The 17,966-nt window shown below is 69.0% G+C and carries 14 protein-coding genes, 2 tRNA genes and 1 pseudogene; 13 read left to right on the top strand and 4 right to left on the bottom strand.

Going from position 1 to position 17,966, the window contains the following annotated elements; genetic code table 11:
• Window positions 1-40: 40 nt before the first annotated feature.
• A tRNA-Gly gene (locus ABZ934_RS10230) sits at window positions 41-111 on the bottom strand.
• A 179-nt stretch (window positions 112-290) separates the two neighbouring features.
• Here ABZ934_RS10230 and ABZ934_RS10225 point away from each other — a divergent pair.
• The 5 genes from ABZ934_RS10225 (at window position 291) to clpX (ending at window position 5,051) form a co-directional block, all read left to right on the top strand.
• Window positions 291-367: transfer RNA gene (locus ABZ934_RS10225), tRNA-Pro, on the top strand.
• 221 nt (window positions 368-588) lie between these two features.
• Entirely contained in the window at window positions 589-1,983 is a 1,395-nt protein-coding gene (gene tig, locus ABZ934_RS10220; RefSeq protein WP_361310967.1) for a trigger factor, read from the top strand.
• Between the two features lie 286 nt (window positions 1,984-2,269).
• The gene (locus ABZ934_RS10215) at window positions 2,270-2,887 is read left to right on the top strand and encodes an ATP-dependent Clp protease proteolytic subunit (protein WP_361310965.1); all 618 of its coding nucleotides are present in this window, start codon (window positions 2,270-2,272) and stop codon (window positions 2,885-2,887) included.
• A gap of 48 nt (window positions 2,888-2,935) precedes the next feature.
• A complete protein-coding gene (locus ABZ934_RS10210; RefSeq protein ID WP_361310962.1) occupies window positions 2,936-3,610 on the top strand; it encodes an ATP-dependent Clp protease proteolytic subunit in 675 nt (224 codons plus the stop codon).
• A 154-nt stretch (window positions 3,611-3,764) separates the two neighbouring features.
• A complete protein-coding gene (clpX, locus tag ABZ934_RS10205; protein ID WP_361310959.1) occupies window positions 3,765-5,051 on the top strand; it encodes an ATP-dependent Clp protease ATP-binding subunit ClpX in 1,287 nt (428 codons plus the stop codon).
• Window positions 5,052-5,112: 61 nt separating this feature from the next.
• Here clpX and ABZ934_RS10200 read toward each other — a convergent pair whose 3' ends face one another.
• Complete coding sequence (locus ABZ934_RS10200) at window positions 5,113-6,063, bottom strand: hypothetical protein (protein ID WP_361310957.1); 951 nt, start codon at window positions 6,061-6,063, stop codon at window positions 5,113-5,115.
• A 93-nt stretch (window positions 6,064-6,156) separates the two neighbouring features.
• Window positions 6,157-6,798: a hypothetical protein gene (locus ABZ934_RS10195; RefSeq protein WP_361310955.1), complete on the bottom strand. Its 642-nt coding sequence runs from the start codon at window positions 6,796-6,798 to the stop codon at window positions 6,157-6,159.
• A gap of 97 nt (window positions 6,799-6,895) precedes the next feature.
• Between ABZ934_RS10195 and ABZ934_RS10190 the strand changes: the two genes are divergently transcribed.
• Window positions 6,896-9,517 (top strand): valine--tRNA ligase, encoded by a 2,622-nt coding sequence (locus ABZ934_RS10190; protein ID WP_361310952.1) that lies wholly within the window; start codon window positions 6,896-6,898, stop codon window positions 9,515-9,517.
• A gap of 371 nt (window positions 9,518-9,888) precedes the next feature.
• Here the strand turns inward: ABZ934_RS10190 and ABZ934_RS10185 are convergent.
• A pseudogene (locus ABZ934_RS10185) lies at window positions 9,889-10,114 on the bottom strand (rod shape-determining protein); the annotation flags it as partial.
• A 176-nt stretch (window positions 10,115-10,290) separates the two neighbouring features.
• Here ABZ934_RS10185 and ABZ934_RS10180 point away from each other — a divergent pair.
• The 7 genes from ABZ934_RS10180 (at window position 10,291) to mrdA (ending at window position 17,963) form a co-directional block, all read left to right on the top strand.
• Window positions 10,291-11,769 carry a folylpolyglutamate synthase/dihydrofolate synthase family protein gene (locus tag ABZ934_RS10180; protein WP_361311379.1) on the top strand — a complete coding sequence of 493 codons (1,479 nt, stop codon included), beginning with the start codon at window positions 10,291-10,293 and terminating at the stop codon, window positions 11,767-11,769.
• A gap of 3 nt (window positions 11,770-11,772) precedes the next feature.
• On the top strand, window positions 11,773-12,123 hold the full coding sequence (locus ABZ934_RS10175) for a DUF4233 domain-containing protein (RefSeq protein ID WP_361310950.1): 351 nt from the start codon (window positions 11,773-11,775) through the stop codon (window positions 12,121-12,123).
• A 62-nt stretch (window positions 12,124-12,185) separates the two neighbouring features.
• Window positions 12,186-12,596 (top strand): nucleoside-diphosphate kinase, encoded by a 411-nt coding sequence (gene ndk, locus ABZ934_RS10170; protein WP_136216939.1) that lies wholly within the window; start codon window positions 12,186-12,188, stop codon window positions 12,594-12,596.
• 329 nt (window positions 12,597-12,925) lie between these two features.
• Complete coding sequence (locus tag ABZ934_RS10165) at window positions 12,926-13,945, top strand: rod shape-determining protein (RefSeq protein ID WP_069923827.1); 1,020 nt, start codon at window positions 12,926-12,928, stop codon at window positions 13,943-13,945.
• 167 nt (window positions 13,946-14,112) lie between these two features.
• A complete protein-coding gene (gene mreC / locus ABZ934_RS10160; RefSeq protein ID WP_361310947.1) occupies window positions 14,113-15,057 on the top strand; it encodes a rod shape-determining protein MreC in 945 nt (314 codons plus the stop codon).
• A gap of 13 nt (window positions 15,058-15,070) precedes the next feature.
• A complete protein-coding gene (gene mreD, locus ABZ934_RS10155; RefSeq protein WP_361310944.1) occupies window positions 15,071-15,775 on the top strand; it encodes a rod shape-determining protein MreD in 705 nt (234 codons plus the stop codon).
• A gap of 13 nt (window positions 15,776-15,788) precedes the next feature.
• Complete coding sequence (gene mrdA / locus ABZ934_RS10150; protein ID WP_361310941.1) at window positions 15,789-17,963, top strand: penicillin-binding protein 2; 2,175 nt, start codon at window positions 15,789-15,791, stop codon at window positions 17,961-17,963.
• The last annotated feature ends 3 nt before the right edge of the window (window positions 17,964-17,966 follow it).

Below are 17,966 nucleotides of genomic sequence, written 5' to 3'. Positions count from 1 at the left end.
GTCGAGAAAACATCCTCTGACCTGGCCCTGAACTGTAGAGAGCGGGTGACGGGAATCGAACCCGCGTAGCTAGTTTGGAAGACTAGGGCTCTACCATTGAGCTACACCCGCACCGCGCGCGCCGTCAGGTCCGGGGACCGCGGCACGGACAGCATCCTAGCGGGTCGCGCGGGGGGATCGCACACCACATTTCGGTCCGCCGCCCCGCTCGTGTGCGCAGGCGCGGCCGTATCCCCGGGAAACCCGCGCGTCGGACCGTCTTCGGGCATGTACCCTACGTGTCGCACCGACGGGGTGTGGCGCAGCTTGGTAGCGCGTCCGCTTTGGGAGCGGAAGGTCGTCGGTTCGAATCCGGCCACCCCGACCAGTAGCACCTTCTCCACGCAGGTCCCCATGCTGCCGCCGGGCAGTGTCCCGGGCCCGCCTCACCGAAGATCGTCCCGGTGATCGCGTTGTGGGCTGATTGCCGCTTGCGGTTACTATGCAAGCTGCGTGCCCGTGTGTCTGATGCCGGGCCGAATCCGCTGAACCGCTGAATCGCAGCGTGACGGCAGAACCCCCAGCAGTCAGCCACAAGGAGACCGAACCGTGAAGAGCGCCGTGGAGACCCTGAACCCGACTCGGGTTCGGCTCACTGTTGAGGTGCCCTTCGAGGAGCTCAAGGACAGCCTCGACGCGGCCTACAAGAAGATCAACCAGCAGGTCACGGTGAAGGGCTTCCGCAAGGGCAAGATCCCGGCCCGCGTCATCGACCAGCGCTTCGGCCGCGGTGCGGTGCTGGAGGAGGCCGTCAACGACGCCCTTCCGAAGTTCTACACCGAGGCCGTCAACGAGGCCGACCTGAACCCGCTGGGTCAGCCCGAGGTCGACATCACGGAGCTGAAGGACGGCGAGCTGCTGACCTTCACCGCCGAGGTGGACGTCCGCCCCGAGATCGAGATCCCGGACTACTCCGGCATCGAGGTCACCGTGGACGCCGTCGAGGTCACCGACGAGGACGTCGAGAAGTCGGTCGAGCAGCTGCGCGACCGTTTCGCGTCCACGAAGGACGTCGAGCGCGCCGCCCAGGACGGCGACGTCGTCACCATCGACCTGGAGGCCAAGGTCGAGGGCGAGGTGCTGGAGGACGGTGTCGCCCAGGACGTCTCCTACACCATCGGCTCGGGCGAGCTCCTCGACGGCATCGACGAGGCCGTCAAGGGCCTGGAGGCCGGTGGCGAGGCCACCTTCACCTCCCAGCTCAAGGGCGGCTCCGCCGAGGGCAAGGACGCCGAGGTCACCGTCAAGGTCACCAAGGTCTCCGCTCGCGAGCTGCCGGAGCTGGACGACGAGTTCGCGCAGATGGCGAGCGAGTTCGACACCCTCGAAGAGCTCAAGGCGGACAGCCGCAAGCGCCTCGAGAACATGAAGCAGTACGACCAGGCCACCCAGGCCCAGGAGCGCGTCCTGGAGAAGTTCCTGGAGCTCGCGGAGATCCCCGTCCCCGAGAAGCTGCTCGCGGACGAGGTCCAGACCCGCAAGCACAACCTGGAGCACCACCAGCTCGGCCAGATGGGTCTGGACCTGGAGAAGTTCCTGGAGATCCAGGGCAAGACGGTCGAGGAGTTCGACGCCGAGACCGCCGAGCAGGCCGTCAAGGGCATCAAGACCCAGTTCCTGCTGGACGCCTTGGTCAACAAGGAGAAGCTGGGCGTCAACCAGGAGGAGCTCACCGAGCACCTCATGCGCCGCGCGCAGTCCTCCGGCATGTCCCCCGACCAGTTCGCCCAGGCGGTCGTCGAAGGCGGCCAGGTCCCGATGCTGGTCGGCGAGGTCGCCCGCGGCAAGGCCCTCGCGGTCGTCGTCGAGGCCGCCAAGGTCGTCGACACCAACGGTGAGGTCGTCGACCTCTCCGACGACGAGGACGAGGTCGAGACGGCCGCGGAGACGGTCGAGGCGGCCGTGGAGGCCGACGCCGAGACCGAGGGCGACGAGGCCAAGTAACACCCCGGGCGGGGCGCACGCGCCGCCCACCCCGCAGTGCCCCGGAGGGCCTGGACGCGGTCGCGTCCGGGCCCTCCGTCGTACCGCGGGAAGGGCCCGGGACCTTGCGCTCCGAGCGAACAGTTCGGGAAGCGGGATGGCGTTGTCCGACCTGCGCGTTAGGGTCCATGAATACGAGGGCACGGGAGTACCCGACGCCGGCGGACATCGTTCGCACCGGCTGGTCCGCGCCCCAGAAAGAGACGCTGAGACGGCATGTGGCCGTCGGAGACGAGCAGGTGGATACGTGACGAATCTGAAGCCTTACGCCGCGGGTGAGCCGTCCATCGGTGGTGGCCTCGGCGACCATGTCTACAACCGGCTGCTCAGCGAGCGCATCATCTTCCTCGGCCAGCAGGTCGACGACGACATCGCCAACAAGATCACCGCGCAGCTCCTCCTCCTGGCCGCCGAGCCGGAGAAGGACATCTACCTGTACATCAACAGCCCCGGCGGCTCGGTGACGGCCGGCATGGCGGTGTACGACACCATGCAGTACATCAAGAACGACATCGTCACCATCGGCATGGGCATGGCGGCCTCCATGGGCCAGTTCCTGCTCACCGGCGGTACGGCCGGCAAGCGCTTCGCGCTCCCGAACACCGACATCCTGATGCACCAGGGCTCCGCCGGCATCGGCGGCACCGCTTCGGACATCAAGATCCAGGCCCAGTACCTGCTGCGCACCAAGCAGCGGATGGCCGAGATCACCGCTCACCACTCCGGCCAGACCGTGGAGACCATCATCCGCGACGGCGACCGCGACCGCTGGTTCACTGCGGAGGAGGCCAAGGAGTACGGCCTCATCGACGAGATCATCTCCGCCGCGTCCCTGGTCCCCGGCGGTGGCGGCACCGGGGCCTGATCCCCGGCCCCGCACCAGGCAAGCTCCCGCCCGCAGAACGCCACCAGGATGGTGAACACCCAGATGCACATGAACAACCTCTCTCCCGCGAGCGGCCTCTACACCGGCCCTCAGGTGGACAACCGGTACGTGATCCCGCGTTTCGTCGAGCGCACCTCGCAGGGTGTGCGCGAGTACGACCCGTACGCGAAGCTCTTCGAGGAGCGCATCATCTTCCTCGGCGTGCAGATTGACGACGCGTCCGCCAACGACGTCATGGCCCAGCTGCTGTGCCTGGAGTCGATGGACCCGGACCGCGACATCTCCATCTACATCAACAGCCCCGGTGGCTCCTTCACCGCGCTGACGGCGATCTACGACACGATGCAGTTCGTGAAGCCGGACATCTCGACGGTCTGCATGGGCCAGGCGGCCTCCGCCGCCGCCGTCCTGCTCGCCGCCGGTACGCCCGGCAAGCGTCTGGCCCTGCCCAACGCCCGTGTCCTGATCCACCAGCCGTCCGGCGGCACCGGCCGCGAGCAGCTCTCCGACCTGGAGATCGCGGCCAAGGAGATCCTGCGCATGCGAGACCAGCTGGAGACCATGCTGGCCAAGCACTCGACCACGCCGATCGAGAAGATCCGCGACGACATCGAGCGCGACAAGATCCTCACTGCCGAGGACGCACTGGCGTACGGCCTGATCGACCAGGTCGTCTCCACCCGCAAGAGCACCGCGGTCTGATCCTTGCCGCGAGTTGGCGTGGTCACGCTGTCGCATTCGGCGATGTGAACCACGTCAAGGGGGCCCCGTTGGGGGCCCCCGGCAAGGTACCGTCGGATATGAGGCACCAGGAGCCGCTGAACCAGGCGTCTCCCAGGCGAAGGGGAAGCACCTCGTGGCACGCATCGGTGACGGCGGCGATCTGCTCAAGTGCTCGTTCTGCGGAAAGAGCCAGAAGCAGGTGAAGAAGCTCATCGCAGGACCCGGTGTGTACATCTGCGACGAGTGCATCGACCTCTGCAACGAGATCATCGAAGAGGAACTCGCGGAGACCTCCGAGGTCCGCTGGGAAGAACTCCCCAAGCCCCGTGAGATCTACGAGTTCCTGGAGAGCTACGTCGTCGGCCAGGAGCCGGCGAAGAAAGCGCTCTCCGTAGCGGTCTACAACCACTACAAGCGGGTCCAGGCCGGCGAGAACGGCGGCGCGCAGGGTCGGGACGACGCGATCGAGCTCGCGAAGTCCAACATCCTGCTGCTCGGCCCCACCGGCTCCGGCAAGACCCTGCTGGCCCAGACGCTGGCCCGCATGCTCAACGTCCCGTTCGCCATCGCCGACGCGACGGCGCTGACGGAGGCCGGGTACGTCGGCGAGGACGTCGAGAACATCCTGCTCAAGCTGATCCAGGCGGCCGACTACGACGTCAAGAAGGCCGAGACCGGGATCATCTACATCGACGAGATCGACAAGGTCGCCCGCAAGAGCGAGAACCCGTCGATCACGCGCGACGTGAGCGGCGAGGGCGTCCAGCAGGCGCTCCTGAAGATCCTGGAAGGCACGACCGCTTCGGTCCCGCCGCAGGGCGGCCGCAAGCACCCGCACCAGGAATTCATCCAGATCGACACGACGAACGTGCTCTTCATCGTGGGCGGCGCCTTCGCCGGCCTGGAGAAGATCATCGAGTCGCGTGCGGGCGCCAAGGGCATCGGCTTCGCGGCGACGATCCGCTCGAAGCGGGAGATCGAGGCGAGCAACCAGTTCCAGGAAGTCATGCCGGAGGACCTGGTGAAGTTCGGGATGATCCCCGAGTTCATCGGCCGCCTCCCCGTGATCACCTCGGTCCACAACCTGGACCGCGAGGCGCTGCTCCAGATCCTGATCGAGCCGCGCAACGCGCTGGTGAAGCAGTACCAGCGGCTGTTCGAACTCGACGGTGTCGAGCTGGACTTCGAGCGCGAGGCGCTGGAGGCCATCGCGGACCAGGCGATCCTGCGCCAGACGGGCGCGCGCGGCCTGCGCGCCATCATGGAAGAGGTCCTGATGTCGGTGATGTACGAGGTCCCGTCCCGCAAGGACGTGGCCCGCGTGGTCATCACCGCCGATGTGGTCCGCTCCAACGTCAACCCGACGCTGGTCCCGCGCATCGTCCCCAAGGACCAGGGCCCGCACGAGAAGTCGGCCTAGCCGCAACGGACATGCGCGAAGGGGCGCCCCCGGCCGGGGGCGCCCCTTCGCGTAGTTTCGATCAGACCTTGACGCGGGCGGTCTTGTAGAGCTTCGCGGTGAGGTCCGCGGTCTGCTCCATGGTGTAGCCCGGCCTGCCCGCGAGGATGGAGGCCACGTCCGAGGCGCTGACGACGCTCAGCGTGCTGTAATCACCCCAGATGCAGATGGGGATCGTCATGTCCTTGGGGCCCTTGGAGGCGGTGTCCTTGAAGGTCACCTTGATCTCCTGGCACTTCAGCACGGCCCCCTTGAACCCGACGGGGTTGATCTCCTTGGGGCTCCCGACGAGTTCGGCGGTCGCGTCCTTCTTGCCCTCGGCGGCCTTCAGCTTGGCCATGGCGAAGTACCCGTCCACGGTCTTCTCGGGGTCGGCGATCTGGCCGTAGACGCCCTGGAAGTTGAGGCCCTTCATCGACAACGGGTTCTTCGGGTCGCCGGCCAGGTACTCCATGCCCACCTGGGAGGCATTCTTGATGCCCGCCGCTTCGGCCTCCTTCTTGTCCTGGTCGGAGAAGGGCTTCTGCTGGTACTTCGGGTCCTGCTTGAAGTCGTCCACCGACTGCGGTGCGACCAGCTTGTAGCCCTTGGTGTCCGCCGCCACCTTGCCCGAGGCGCCGCCGCCCTTGGTGAAGTACCAGCCGCCCGCCGCGATCACCGCGACGACCACGATCGCGCCGATGACCACGCCGGCCTTCGACTTCTTCGGCGGCTGCTGCGGGGGCATGCCGCCGTACGGGGGCTGCGGGGGCATGCCCGGCTGCGGGTAGCCATACGGCTGCTGCGGGGGCTGTTGCGGGTAGCCCGGCTGCTGCGGGTAGGACTGCGGGGGCTGTTGCGGGTAGCCGTAGCCGGGCTGCGGGGCGGGCTGCCCGTAGGGTCCGGGCTGCTGCTGCTGCTGCGGCGGCGGGCCCCCGTACGGTCCAGGCTGCTGCGGCTGCTGACCGTACGGCCCCGGCTGGTTGTAACTCATGACCCGCGTCCCCCTTTAGGAACTTCTTATGTTGGTCATATCTTGGCCGAAGTTCCCGCAGCTCCGGGCTCCGGGCCCCCAGGCGTTACCGAACTACGACGCCCGGACCTCCATCACGCCCCGCAACGCCCGGGTCTCCTCCGCGAGCGCGGCGAGCGCGACCGGCTCGTTCTCCACGGGAACCGTGACGGTGACGAGCGAGCTGTGGTCCGCCCACATGCACACCGGGAGCGTGCCGGCGTCGACGTGGACCGTGCCGCACCGCATGGCGGCGCCCTCCGGCGTCCCGGCCGGCTCCGGGACCGCGTCCGCCGCCCCCATGTCGTGGAGGCCGCGGGTCAGCACCGAGCCCGGGTCCCGGTCGTCGAACCGGCCGGCCGCCCCGCTGACCACCAGCCGCGCGGTGCCCGACCGGTCGGCGTAGACCACGGCGACCTGCTTGGTGCCCGGCTTCCGCGGGCCCTGCCCCAGCTTGATCGCGTCGACGCGCGGCCCGGAGTCCTGGAGCGTCAGGCCCTGGAAGGAGGCGGGCGGCGCCAGCCGGTACCGTCCGGCGTCGGACGGGCCGCCGTCGAGGACCGCGGTCACGGCCGCCTTGCCGGCGACCACGCCCACGACGGCTCCCAGCGCCACCCCGACCTTCACGAGCAAGCGCTTCTTCGGCGGGACGTTGGGGACGGACGCGTAGGGATGTGTCGAAGGGGCCGCGGCGGGCTGCCCGGTGATCTCGTTCATGCGCCCAGTCAGGCCGACCGGTCATGCTCCGGTCAAGGCGAGCCGCAGGGTGGAACGGATTCGTAACGCGGGTGGGGCCGCCCGTATCCTGTCGTGCGTGACCGAGAACACGCAGACACCCAGCAGCCCCCCCTCCGAACTGCCGACCCAGTACGCGCCGGCCGAGGTAGAGGGGGCGCTGTACGAGCGTTGGGTAGAGCGCGGGTACTTCGAGGCCGACGCCAAGAGCGAGAAGCCGGCGTACACCATCGTCATCCCCCCGCCGAACGTCACCGGATCCCTCCACCTCGGCCACGCCTTCGAGCACACGCTGATCGATGCCCTGACCCGGCGCAAGCGCATGCAGGGGTACGAGACCCTGTGGCAGCCCGGCATGGACCACGCCGGCATCGCCACGCAGAACGTCGTCGAGCGTGAGCTCGCCAAGGAGGGCAAGTCACGCCACGACCTGGGCCGCGAGGCCTTCGTCGAGCGCGTCTGGCAGTGGAAGGACGAGTCGGGCGGGCAGATCGCCGGCCAGATGCGGCGTCTCGGTGAGGGACTGGCATGGAGCCGGGACCGCTTCACCATGGACGAGGGCCTGTCCCGTGCCGTCCAGACCATCTTCAAGAAGCTCTACGACGACGAGCTGATCTACCGTGCCGAGCGCATCATCAACTGGTGCCCCCGGTGTCTCACGGCCATCTCCGACATCGAGGTCGACTACCAGGAGGACGACGGCGAGCTCGTCTCCATGCAGTACGGGGAGGGTGAGGACACGATCGTCGTCGCCACCACCCGTGCCGAGACGATGCTCGGTGACACCGCCGTCGCCGTCCACCCCGACGACGAGCGCTACGCCCGCCTCATCGGGAAGCAGATCAAGCTGCCGCTGACGGACCGCACCATCCCGGTCGTCGCCGACACGCACGTCGACCCGGAGTTCGGCACTGGCGCCGTCAAGGTGACCCCGGCGCACGACCCGAACGACTTCGCCATCGGTCAGCGCCACGACCTCGAGTCCATCGAGGTCCTCGACGAGCGCGGCGTCATCACCGTCCACGGTCCCTTCCAGGGCCTGGACCGCTTGGAGGCGCGCTCCGCGATCGTCGCCGCCCTGCGCGCCGAGGGCCGGATCGTCGCCGAGAAGCGTCCGTACGTCCACTCCGTGGGCCACTGCTCGCGCTGCAAGACGACGCTGGAGCCGCGCCTGTCGATGCAGTGGTGGGTCAAGGTCGAGACCCTCGCCAAGGCCGCCGGCGACGCGGTCCGCGACGGTCGGGTCAACATCCATCCGGCCGACATGTCGCAGCGGTACTTCGACTGGGTCGACAACCTCAACGACTGGTGTATCTCGCGCCAGCTGTGGTGGGGCCACCGCATCCCGGTGTGGCACGGCCCGAATGGCGAGCTGGTCTGCGTCGGCCCGGACGAGGAGCCGCCCACGGGCGAGGGCTGGACCCAGGACACCGACGTCCTCGACACGTGGTTCTCCTCCGGCCTGTGGCCGTTCTCCACGCTGGGCTGGCCGGAGCAGACGCCGGACCTGGAGAAGTTCTACCCGAACTCGGTCCTGGTCACCGGCTACGACCTGATGTTCTTCTGGGTCGCCCGAATGATGATGTTCGGCCTCTACGCGATGGACGGCCGGCCGCCGTTCCACACGATCGCGTTCCACGGCATGGTCCGCGACGAGTTCGGCAAGAAGATGTCGAAGTCGTTCGGGAACACGGTCGACCCGCTGGACTGGATGGACAAGTACGGCTCCGACGCCCTGCGCTTCACCCTGGCCAAGGGCGCCAACCCGGGCGTCGACGTCCCGATCGGCGAGGACTGGGTCCAGGCGTCCCGGAACTTCGCGAACAAGATCTGGAACGCCACCCGCTTCGCGATGATGAACGGCGCGACGGTGGAGGGCCCGCTGCCGGACGTGTCAGAGATGTCGGCGACCGACCGGTGGATCCTGTCGCGCCTGAACAAGGTCGTCGTCGAGGCGGACGCTTACTACGACGACTACCAGTTCGCCAAGCTCGCCGATGCCCTCTACCACTTCGCCTGGGACGAGGTCTTCGACTGGTACGTCGAGCTGTCCAAGACGACGTTCTTCGAGGGCGGCGACCAGGCGAAGGTCTCGGCACGCGTCCTGGGCGAGGTCCTCGACGTCACCCTGCGGCTGCTGCACCCGATCGTCCCGTTCGTCACGGACACCCTGTGGACGACGCTGACGGGCCGGGAGTCGGTCGTCATCGCCGAGTGGCCGAAGGACTCCGGGTTCCGCGACGAGGCCGCGGAGCAGGAGATCGAGTTGGTCCAGCAGGTCGTCACCGAGGTCCGCCGCTTCCGCTCCGACCAGGGCCTCCAGCCCGGCCAGAAGGTTCCGGCCCGCCTGGAGCTCGACGGCACCGCACTGGCCCCGCACGATGCCGCCATCCGCCAGGTGCTCCGCCTCCAGCCGGAGGGCGAGGGCTTCGCAGCCACCGCCTCCCTGCCGGTCGCTGGCGCCACGGTCTCGCTGGACCTGTCCGGCACCATCGACGTGGCCGCCGAGCGCAAGCGCCTGACCAAGGACCTCGGCGCCGCCGAGAAGGAGAAGCAGCAGGCGGAGGCGAAGCTGGGCAACGAGGCGTTCCTCGCCAAGGCGCCCGACAACGTCGTGGACAAGATCAAGGGCCGCCTCGCCAAGGCCGAGGTGGACATCGCACGCATCCAGGCCCAGTTGGCCGGTCTGCCGGAGGCGTAGGACCCCTCCCGGGCCCCGCACCGGGCGACATGCGAAGGCCCCCATACCGTCGGTCGGTGCGGGGGCCTTCGCCGTACGCCGTTCCCCGTCCGGAGTGCGGGACATCACCCGCGCGCCCCGGTTGCCCCCGTCCGATCGCCGGGGCCGACCCCGCATGAGGGAGGGTAGGCACGTCAAGCCCGTCGCCTCGGCGCTCCACCGGGTCGCGTCGGACGGCCGCCGGGTCACCGCGAGCCGGCCGGGATCACCGCCGGCGTCGCCATCCTGACGGCGACCCGCCGAGAACGACCCGCCGAGAACGACCCGCGGGGGCCCGGCGCCGATGCCGACGGCTTCGCTGGGGCGAGCGGGCTGCCGAGCGTGTCCATGTGGTCCCTCAGGGGGCGGATCGCGGTGAGGGGACCCGGCGCGCCCGAGGGTTTCCTTCGCTTCCGTCCCCACCGCCAGGGCCGTCGTCGTGCCGGTCCTGACCGCCGCCACGGACGGCTCATCGAGGACGATCCCGTGCCCCCGGGCGTAGACGAGGGTGTTCGCGGTCCCGAGGTCGATCCCCATGTCACGGCTGGACGCCGTCTTTTCGGTGCCGGCATGCGGCATCCGTTCCCCTCTCTGCTGCCGCAAGGCCCGCATAACGAAAGGGTCGCGAAGGCGGCCGAAGGTCCCGAAACGGCCGGGCGAAGGTCCCCCCGGTCCTCGTCCGTAGACTGGTCCCCGTGAGTGAGCAGCAGCCCGACAGCCACGGCCCCGATGACCTCGGCCGACCCTCCGACGCGATCGACGAGTTCGATCGGATCGTCGCGGAGGAATCCGACCGCGACCCCGACCTGGCGGTGATCGAGGCCGGCAGCCGCACCCTGCGCGCACACGGCGGAGCGCCACAGGGCGAGCAGGTGCCCGCAGCACCCGCCGACCCGGAGGTGGCCAAGGCCCTCCAGGAGGTGGAGCAGGAGCTGGCCGGCCGCTGGGGCGAGACCAAGCTGGAGCCGTCGGTCTCGCGCATCGCCGCGCTGATGGACGTCCTGGGCGAGCCGCAGCGCGCGTACCCCTCGATCCACATCACCGGCACCAACGGCAAGACCAGCACCGCCCGTATGGTCGAGTCCCTGCTGAACGCCTTCGACCTGCGCACCGGCCGTTACACCAGCCCCCACGTGCAGTCGGTGACCGAGCGGATCAGCCTGGACGGGGCGCCGATCAGCGCCGAGCGCTTCGTCGAGACCTACCACGACATCAAGCCGTACGTGGAGATGGTCGACGCGTCCGAGGAGTACCGGCTGTCCTTCTTCGAGGTGCTCACCGGGATGGCGTACGCGGCCTTCGCGGACGCGCCCGTCGACGCGGCGGTGGTCGAGGTCGGCATGGGCGGCTCGTGGGACGCGACCAACGTGATCGACGGGGCGGTCGCCGTGATCACCCCGATCAGCCTGGACCACACGGACCGGCTCGGCTCCACGCCGGCCGAGATCGCCGGGGAGAAGGGCGGCATCATCAAGCAGGGCGCCACCGTGATCCTGGCGCAGCAGCCGGTGGACGCGGCGCAGGTGCTGCTCAAGAAGGCCGTCGAGGTCGACGCGACCGTGGCCCGCGAGGGCATGGAGTTCGGCGTCGTCTCCCGCGAGGTGGCGGTCGGCGGCCAGATGCTGACCCTGCGCGGCATGGGCGGCGAGTACGACGGCATCTTCCTGCCCCTGTACGGCGCCCACATGGCGCACAACGCGGCGGTGGCCCTGGCCGCGGTCGAGGCGTTCTTCGGCGTCGGCGGCGAGCACGCCCGGGAACTGGACGCGGACACGGTTCGCCGGGCCTTCGCCTCGGTGACCTCGCCGGGCCGTATGGAGGTCGTCCGCCGCAGCCCCACCGTGGTCCTGGACGCGGCGCACAACCCGGCCGGGGCGCAGGTCACCGCGGAGGCGGTGACCGAGGCGTTCGGGTTCAGCCGGCTGATCGGCGTCGTCGCCGCGAGCGAGGGCAAGGACGTGAAGGGGGTCTTCGAGGCGTTCGAGCCGATCTTCGCGGAGGTCGTCGTCACGGAGAACACCAGCCACCGGGCGATGTCGGCCGACGAGCTGGCGGCCATCGCCGTCGAGGTCTTCGGGTCCGACCGGGTACAGGTGGAGCCTCGGCTGGACGACGCGCTGGAGGCGGCGATCACCCTGGCGGAGGAAGAGGCCGAATACGGTGGGGCCGGGGTCCTGGTGACTGGGTCCGTGATCACGGTGGGCGAGGCCCGCCTGCTGCTGAAGAGGGGCTGAGGAATGCGCACGCTGTGTGCTTCGACGCTGATCGGCGAGTTCTTCGTGATCGGTTTCGCGGGCCTGGTGGCCATGAAGGACCCGGACCTGACCCAGGCGACCGTGTGGACGGTGTGCGGCGTCGCGATGCTGCTGTCCGTGCTGCTGTGCGGGATGCTGTCGCGCCCCGGCGCGGTCCAGCTGGGCTGGGCCCTGCAGATCGGGCTGGTCCTCAGCGGGTTCGTCGTGCCGACCATGTTCTTCCTGGGCGCGGTGTTCGCCGGCCTGTGGTGGTGCTCGGTGCACTACGGGCGCAAGGTCGACGCCGCCAAGGCCCGCTGGGCGGCGCAGAGCGAGGCGCAGGCCGAGGCGTAAACCGCCCCGGGGCCCCCTGTAGCCTCGTCGGACCGCACCCGTATGCCGCAAGGAGTTACCACATGACCCAGCGCACGCTCGTCATCCTCAAGCCCGACGCCGTCCGTCGTGGCCTGATCGGCGAGATCATCGGCCGCATCGAGCGGAAGGCCGGCTGGACCGTTCCCGCGCTGGAGCTGCGCACGCTGGACCAGGAGACCCTGGAGACCCACTACGGCGAGCACAAGGGCAAGCCGTTCTACGAGCCCCTCATGGGTTTCATGGCGAGCGGCCCCGTCGTCGTCCTGGTCGTCGAGGGCGAACGCGTGATCGAGGGCGTCCGGCAGCTCGCCGGCCCCACCGACCCGATCGCCGCGGCGCCCGGCTCCATTCGGGGTGACTTCGGCACCATCACCCGGGAGAACCTCATCCACGCCTCCGATTCCGAGGCGTCGGCGGAGCGCGAGCTGAAGCTCTTCTTCCCCGCTCTCTGAGCCCAACCGGAACCCGCGCCGCGCCGCGGACACACCGGTCGTCCCGACGCGACATCAGCCAAACAGCGCTCATGACCTGGGGCGACCGAAGTAATTTCGGTCGCCCTTCGGTATGACGGGCGGCGAGCGGGAACGCATGTGCAGGACACGACGTCACCACTAAGGGGGCGGGTATCCGTTCCGGCGGGATTGCCGGAGTCCCGTCGCGCGATGTCCGTACCTGCGGCACTACGATGGGGCCTCCACCCACACACCCACCTCGCCGACCTGACAGCAGCCGCTATCAACTGGAAGGCCAGACGCTCCTCATGGGGAACAAGGGGAACAACATGTCGTTCATCGGCCGTGACATGGCGATCGACCTCGGGACCGCCAACACGCTGGTGTACGTGAGGGGCCGGGGGATCGTCCTGAACGAGCCGTCCGTGGTCGCCATCAACACGAACACCGGTGGAATCCTGGCGGTCGGCTCCGAGGCGAAGAAGATGATCGGCCGGACGCCCGGCAACATCGTCGCCGTACGGCCCCTCAAGGACGGCGTGATCGCCGACTTCGAGATCACCGAGCGCATGCTCCGGTACTTCATCCTCAAGATCCACAAGCGCCGCTACCTGGCTCGTCCGCGCGTCGTGGTCTGCGTCCCCTCCGGCATCACCGGAGTGGAGCGCCGCGCCGTCATCGAGGCGTCCACCCAGGCCGGCGCCCGCCAGGTACACATCATCGAAGAACCGATGGCCGCCGCCATCGGCGCCGGCCTGCCCGTCCACGAGGCCACCGGCAACATGGTCGTGGACATCGGCGGCGGCACCACCGAGGTCGCCGTCATCTCCCTCGGCGGAATCGTCACGGCACAGTCCATCCGGGTGGCCGGCGACGAGCTGGACAACGCGATCATCCAGCACATCAAGAAGGAGTACTCGCTCCTCCTCGGCGAGCGCACCGCCGAACAGATCAAGATCACCATCGGGTCGGCGTACGACCTCGACAAGGACGAGCACACCGAGATCCGGGGTCGCGACCTCGTCTCCGGCCTGCCGAAGACGGTCGTCATCTCCGCCGCCGAGGTGCGCAAGGCCATCGAGGAACCGGTCAACGCCATCGTGGACGCGGTGAAGACCACCCTCGACAAGTGCCCGCCGGAACTCTCCGGCGACATCATGGACCGCGGCATCGTCCTCACCGGCGGCGGCGCCCTGCTGCGCGGACTCGACGAGCGGCTGCGCCGTGAGACGGGCATGCCGATCCACATCGCCGAGGACCCCCTCGACTCCGTGGCCCTCGGCTCCGGCAAGTGCGTCGAGGAGTTCGAAGCACTCCAGCAGGTCCTGGACGCCCAGCCGCGGCGGTGATCGAAGTCCCCGTAACGGGGCATGTGGAACACAAGGATCCGCCGTACGGGCGCTACCGCGCCTGTGCGGCGGATCGTTGATATACAGGCACAGTCCGGTGCGAGCCCCGGCTCCGTCGGAGCGGCTCCGGCACCGCGAATACCTACGAGGAAGGCACGCCGCCGCACGTGAGGGACACACGAGAGAGCCGGCTGCTCCTGGTGCTTCTGATCGCCATCGCGTTCGCATTGATCACGGTGGACATCAGGGCGGGCGAGGAGTCACCGGTCGACGGTGCCCGGCAGGCCGCCGCGACGGTCTTCGGCCCCGTGGAGAAGGGCGTGGCGACCGCGGTCGACCCCCTCGCCCACGCCATAGGCGCCGTACGGGACTCCGGAGAGCGCCACAACCGGATCAAGACCCTCGAACGCGAGAACACCGCGTTGAAGGCGAAGCTGGGCAGCGACGACCAGACCCGCAGCCGCATCCACGAGCTCGACGAGATGCTCAAGCGCGCCGGCGCGGGACAATACGGCATCAAGGGCGCCGAGGTCATCGGGATAGGAGCGGCCCAGGGCTTCTCCTGGACCGTCACCATCGACGCCGGCAGCAAGGACGGCATCGAACGCGACATGACCGTCCTCAACGGCGACGGCCTCGTCGGCCGCGTCGCGACCGTCGGCCCCGACACCGCCACCGTGGTACTCGCCAACGACCCCGACTTCACCGTGGGCACCCGCCTGGAGAAGACCGGGGAACTCGGCTTCGCCACCGGCCAGGGCGACCGCGCCCTGTCGGTGCAGATGCTGAACGGCAAGGCCAAGATCGCCCCCGGCGACCGGCTCGTCACCTTCGGCTCGCGCGGCAACAAGCCTTTCGTGCCGGGCGTCCCCATCGGCGAGGTGGTCAAGGTCGACCCCTCGCGCGGCGACCTGACCCGCACCGTGTGGGTGCGTCCGTTCGTCGGCTTCTCGCGCCTGGACATCGTCGGCGTCGTGGTGATGCCGCCGCGCGAGGACCCGCGCGACGCCGTGCTGCCGCCCAAGCCCGAAGTGAAGCCCACCCCGACCGTCACCGTCACCGTGACCCCGTCGGCGTCCGCCAGTGCCCCCGCCAAGCCGGCCGACGAGTAGGAGCTGACCGCCCATGCGCTTCAACCGGATCCTGCTCTCGGCCACGCTGATCGTGGTCGCCCTCGTCATCCAGGTCACCGTCCTCGGCCGGCTCCAACTGCCCGGCGCCGTCCCCGACCTGCTCCTGCTGACCGTCGTCGCCCTCGCCCTGGTCTACGGACACCTCAGCGGCGCCTTCGTCGGCTTCGGCGCGGGCCTCCTCGCGGACCTCGCCCCGCCCGCCGACCACGCCGCCGGACGGTACGCCCTCGTACTCTGCGTCATCGGCTACCTCGTCGGCCTGGTCCGCCCCGACAACGGGCGGTTCCGCTCCGCGTGGGGGCCCATGACCACCGTCGTGGCCGCCGCGATCGGCTCCACCCTGCTCTACGCGAGCGTCGGCGCCCTCGTCGGCGACACGGCCGCCCGCCACGTGGGCATCACCGAACTGCTGTTCACCGCCACCCTCTACGACCTGCTCCTCGCGCCCTTCACCGTGCCCCTCGTCATGGCGCTCGCCCGCCGTGCCGAGAACGACCCGATGGCCGTCGACGCTGGCGGCGGACCGCCCAAGGGCAGGAGCGTGTCCTCCGGCTGGCTCGCCGGCGGCACCGGGCTGCGCATCGGCAGCCAGCGCGGCGGACTGCGGTTGAAGACCGCGCGGGGCCGCGCCAACCGGGCCGGCCGCATAAAGGGCGTCAAGGGTGTCAAAGGCGTGAAGAGCGTCAGGAAGCTGTGACGGGGGACCAGGCGTGACCAACATTCCGGAGACCGGCCGCACCCCCCGGGTGCAGATCCGGCTCGTCATCATCCAGGTACTCGTCTTCTCGCTGCTGCTCACTCTCGGCGGCCGGCTCTGGTACCTCCAGATCCGCAACGGCACCGAGTACGCCGACGAAGCCAAGAACAACCACGTCCAGCAGGTCGTCCAGCCCGCCGTGCGCGGCTCGATCCTGGACGACCGCGGCGTGCCGCTGGCCGACAACGAGACGCGCCTGGTCGTCTCCGCCAGCCGCACCGAGCTGTCGAAGATAAAGGACAAGGGCAAAGGCGTCCTCACCCGGCTGGCCGGCGTACTGGACATGAAGCCGCAGGACGTCATGGACAAGGTCCGCCTCTGCGACTCCAAGACCCCGCAGCCCTGCTGGAACGGTTCCCCGTACCAGCCGATCCCGGTCACCCTGGAAGCCACCACCCAACAGGCCCTCCAGATCCGCGAACGCCCCGAGGACTTCCCCGGCATCACCGCCGAACCCACCGCCGTACGCCGCTACCCGGCCCCCGGCGGCGCCAACACCGGCCAGGTGCTCGGCTACCTCTCCCCCGTCACCGACGAGGAGATCCAGAAGGCGAAGAACACCAACTCGCCGTTCCTGCGCTCCGACCAGGTCGGCCGCTTCGGCCTGGAACGCACCTACGACAAGGAACTGCGCGGCAAGTCCGGCGTCACCCGCTACGAGGTCGACAACCTCGGTCGGGTCATCGGCGAGGCCAAGAACGACCCGGCCGTCCCCGGCGCCCACATCGTCACCAGCATCGACGCCCGCGTCCAGGCGGTCGCCGAGTACGAGCTGAACAACGCGATGGTCCAGGCGCGCAAGGAGATCGACCGCAACACCGGCGTCCCCTACAAGGCCGATGCCGGCGCCATCGTCGTCCTGGAATCCAAAACGGGCCGCGTCGTGGCCATGGCCTCCAACCCCACCTACGACCCCAACATCTGGGTCGGCGGGATCTCCGGCAAGGACTACGCCAAGCTCACCGCCAAGGAGTCCAACGTCCCGCTGATGAACCGGGCGATCCAGGGCCAGGCCGCCCCCGGCTCCATCTTCAAGGTCATCCCGACCACCGCCGCGGTCAACGCCGGGTACAAGTTCGACGGCAGCTACCCCTGCCCCAGCTCGTACTCCATCGGCGGCCAGGTCTTCAAGAACTTCGAGTCCCAGGGCCACGGCTCGATCACCCTCGGCCAGGCCCTCGAAGTCTCCTGCGACACCGTCTTCTACGGTCTCGCCCACCAGCAGTGGCTCAAGGACGGCGGCCTCAAGCCCGTCAAGCAGCCCGGCGACATCTTCTTCAAGACCGCCCACCAGTTCGGCCTCGGCGCCGAGACCGGCGTGGACCTGCCGGGCGAGGAGAAGGGCCGCGTCCCCGACCGCCAGTGGAAGCAGCGCTTCTGGGCGGCCAACAAGGACGAGTGGTGCAAGACCGGCAAGAAGGGCGGCACCTACGTCGAGCTGCTCAACTACGAGAACTGCCTCGAAGGCAACCTCCTGCGCGCCGGTGACGCCGTCAACTACTCCATCGGACAGGGCGACACCCTCGTCACCCCGATCCAGATGGCCACCATCTACGCCGCCATCTCCAACGGCGGCACCATGTGGAACCCCACCATCGGCAAGGCCGTCGTCAGCGCCGACGGCAAGAGCGTCCAGGAGATCCAGCCCAAGGCGCACGGCAAGCTCCCCATGGACGAGAAGACCCGGCAGCAGATAGGAGAAGCACTGGAGGGCGTCGCCACCCGCGGCACCGCCGCCTGGCGCTTCGGCGGCTGGCCGCAGAAGCAGATCCCGATGCACGCCAAGACCGGTACCGCCGAGGTCTACGGCAAGCAGACGACCTCCTGGTTCGCCACGTACACCGACGACTACACGATCGTGATGACGATCTCCCAGGGCGGCACCGGCTCCGGCGCCTCCGGTCCGGCCGTGCGCAACGTCTACAACGCCATCTACGGCCTCGACATGGCCGGCAAGCAGGACCTGTCGAAAGCCCTGCTCCCCAAGCCGCAGGCGCAACTGCCGGCCATCCAGCCGGACGGCTCCATCGACGCCCCCGAGATCAAGCCGTACGTACCGCCGTCCCCGGAGGACGCGCCACCCGCCCTCGCGGGACCGCCGGCGCCGCCCGTCGCGAAGCAGGACTGAGGA

This window comes from Streptomyces sp. NPDC046557 (genome assembly GCF_040645975.1).
GTDB lineage: Bacteria > Actinomycetota > Actinomycetes > Streptomycetales > Streptomycetaceae > Streptomyces.
The sequence above is the reverse complement of the archived record's forward strand: the minus strand, read 5'-3'. Positions and strand labels throughout refer to the sequence as shown.

Coding starts and splice junctions, on each gene's coding strand:
- ABZ934_RS10210 (WP_361310962.1), top strand. CDS start 2,936: ATGGTGAACACCCAGATGCACATGAACAACCTCTCTCCCGCGAGCGGC.
- ABZ934_RS10200 (WP_361310957.1), bottom strand. CDS start 6,063: ATGAGTTACAACCAGCCGGGGCCGTACGGTCAGCAGCCGCAGCAGCCT.
- ABZ934_RS10195 (WP_361310955.1), bottom strand. CDS start 6,798: ATGAACGAGATCACCGGGCAGCCCGCCGCGGCCCCTTCGACACATCCC.
- ABZ934_RS10175 (WP_361310950.1), top strand. CDS start 11,773: ATGCGCACGCTGTGTGCTTCGACGCTGATCGGCGAGTTCTTCGTGATC.
- ndk (WP_136216939.1), top strand. CDS start 12,186: ATGACCCAGCGCACGCTCGTCATCCTCAAGCCCGACGCCGTCCGTCGT.
- ABZ934_RS10165 (WP_069923827.1), top strand. CDS start 12,926: ATGTCGTTCATCGGCCGTGACATGGCGATCGACCTCGGGACCGCCAAC.
- mreD (WP_361310944.1), top strand. CDS start 15,071: ATGCGCTTCAACCGGATCCTGCTCTCGGCCACGCTGATCGTGGTCGCC.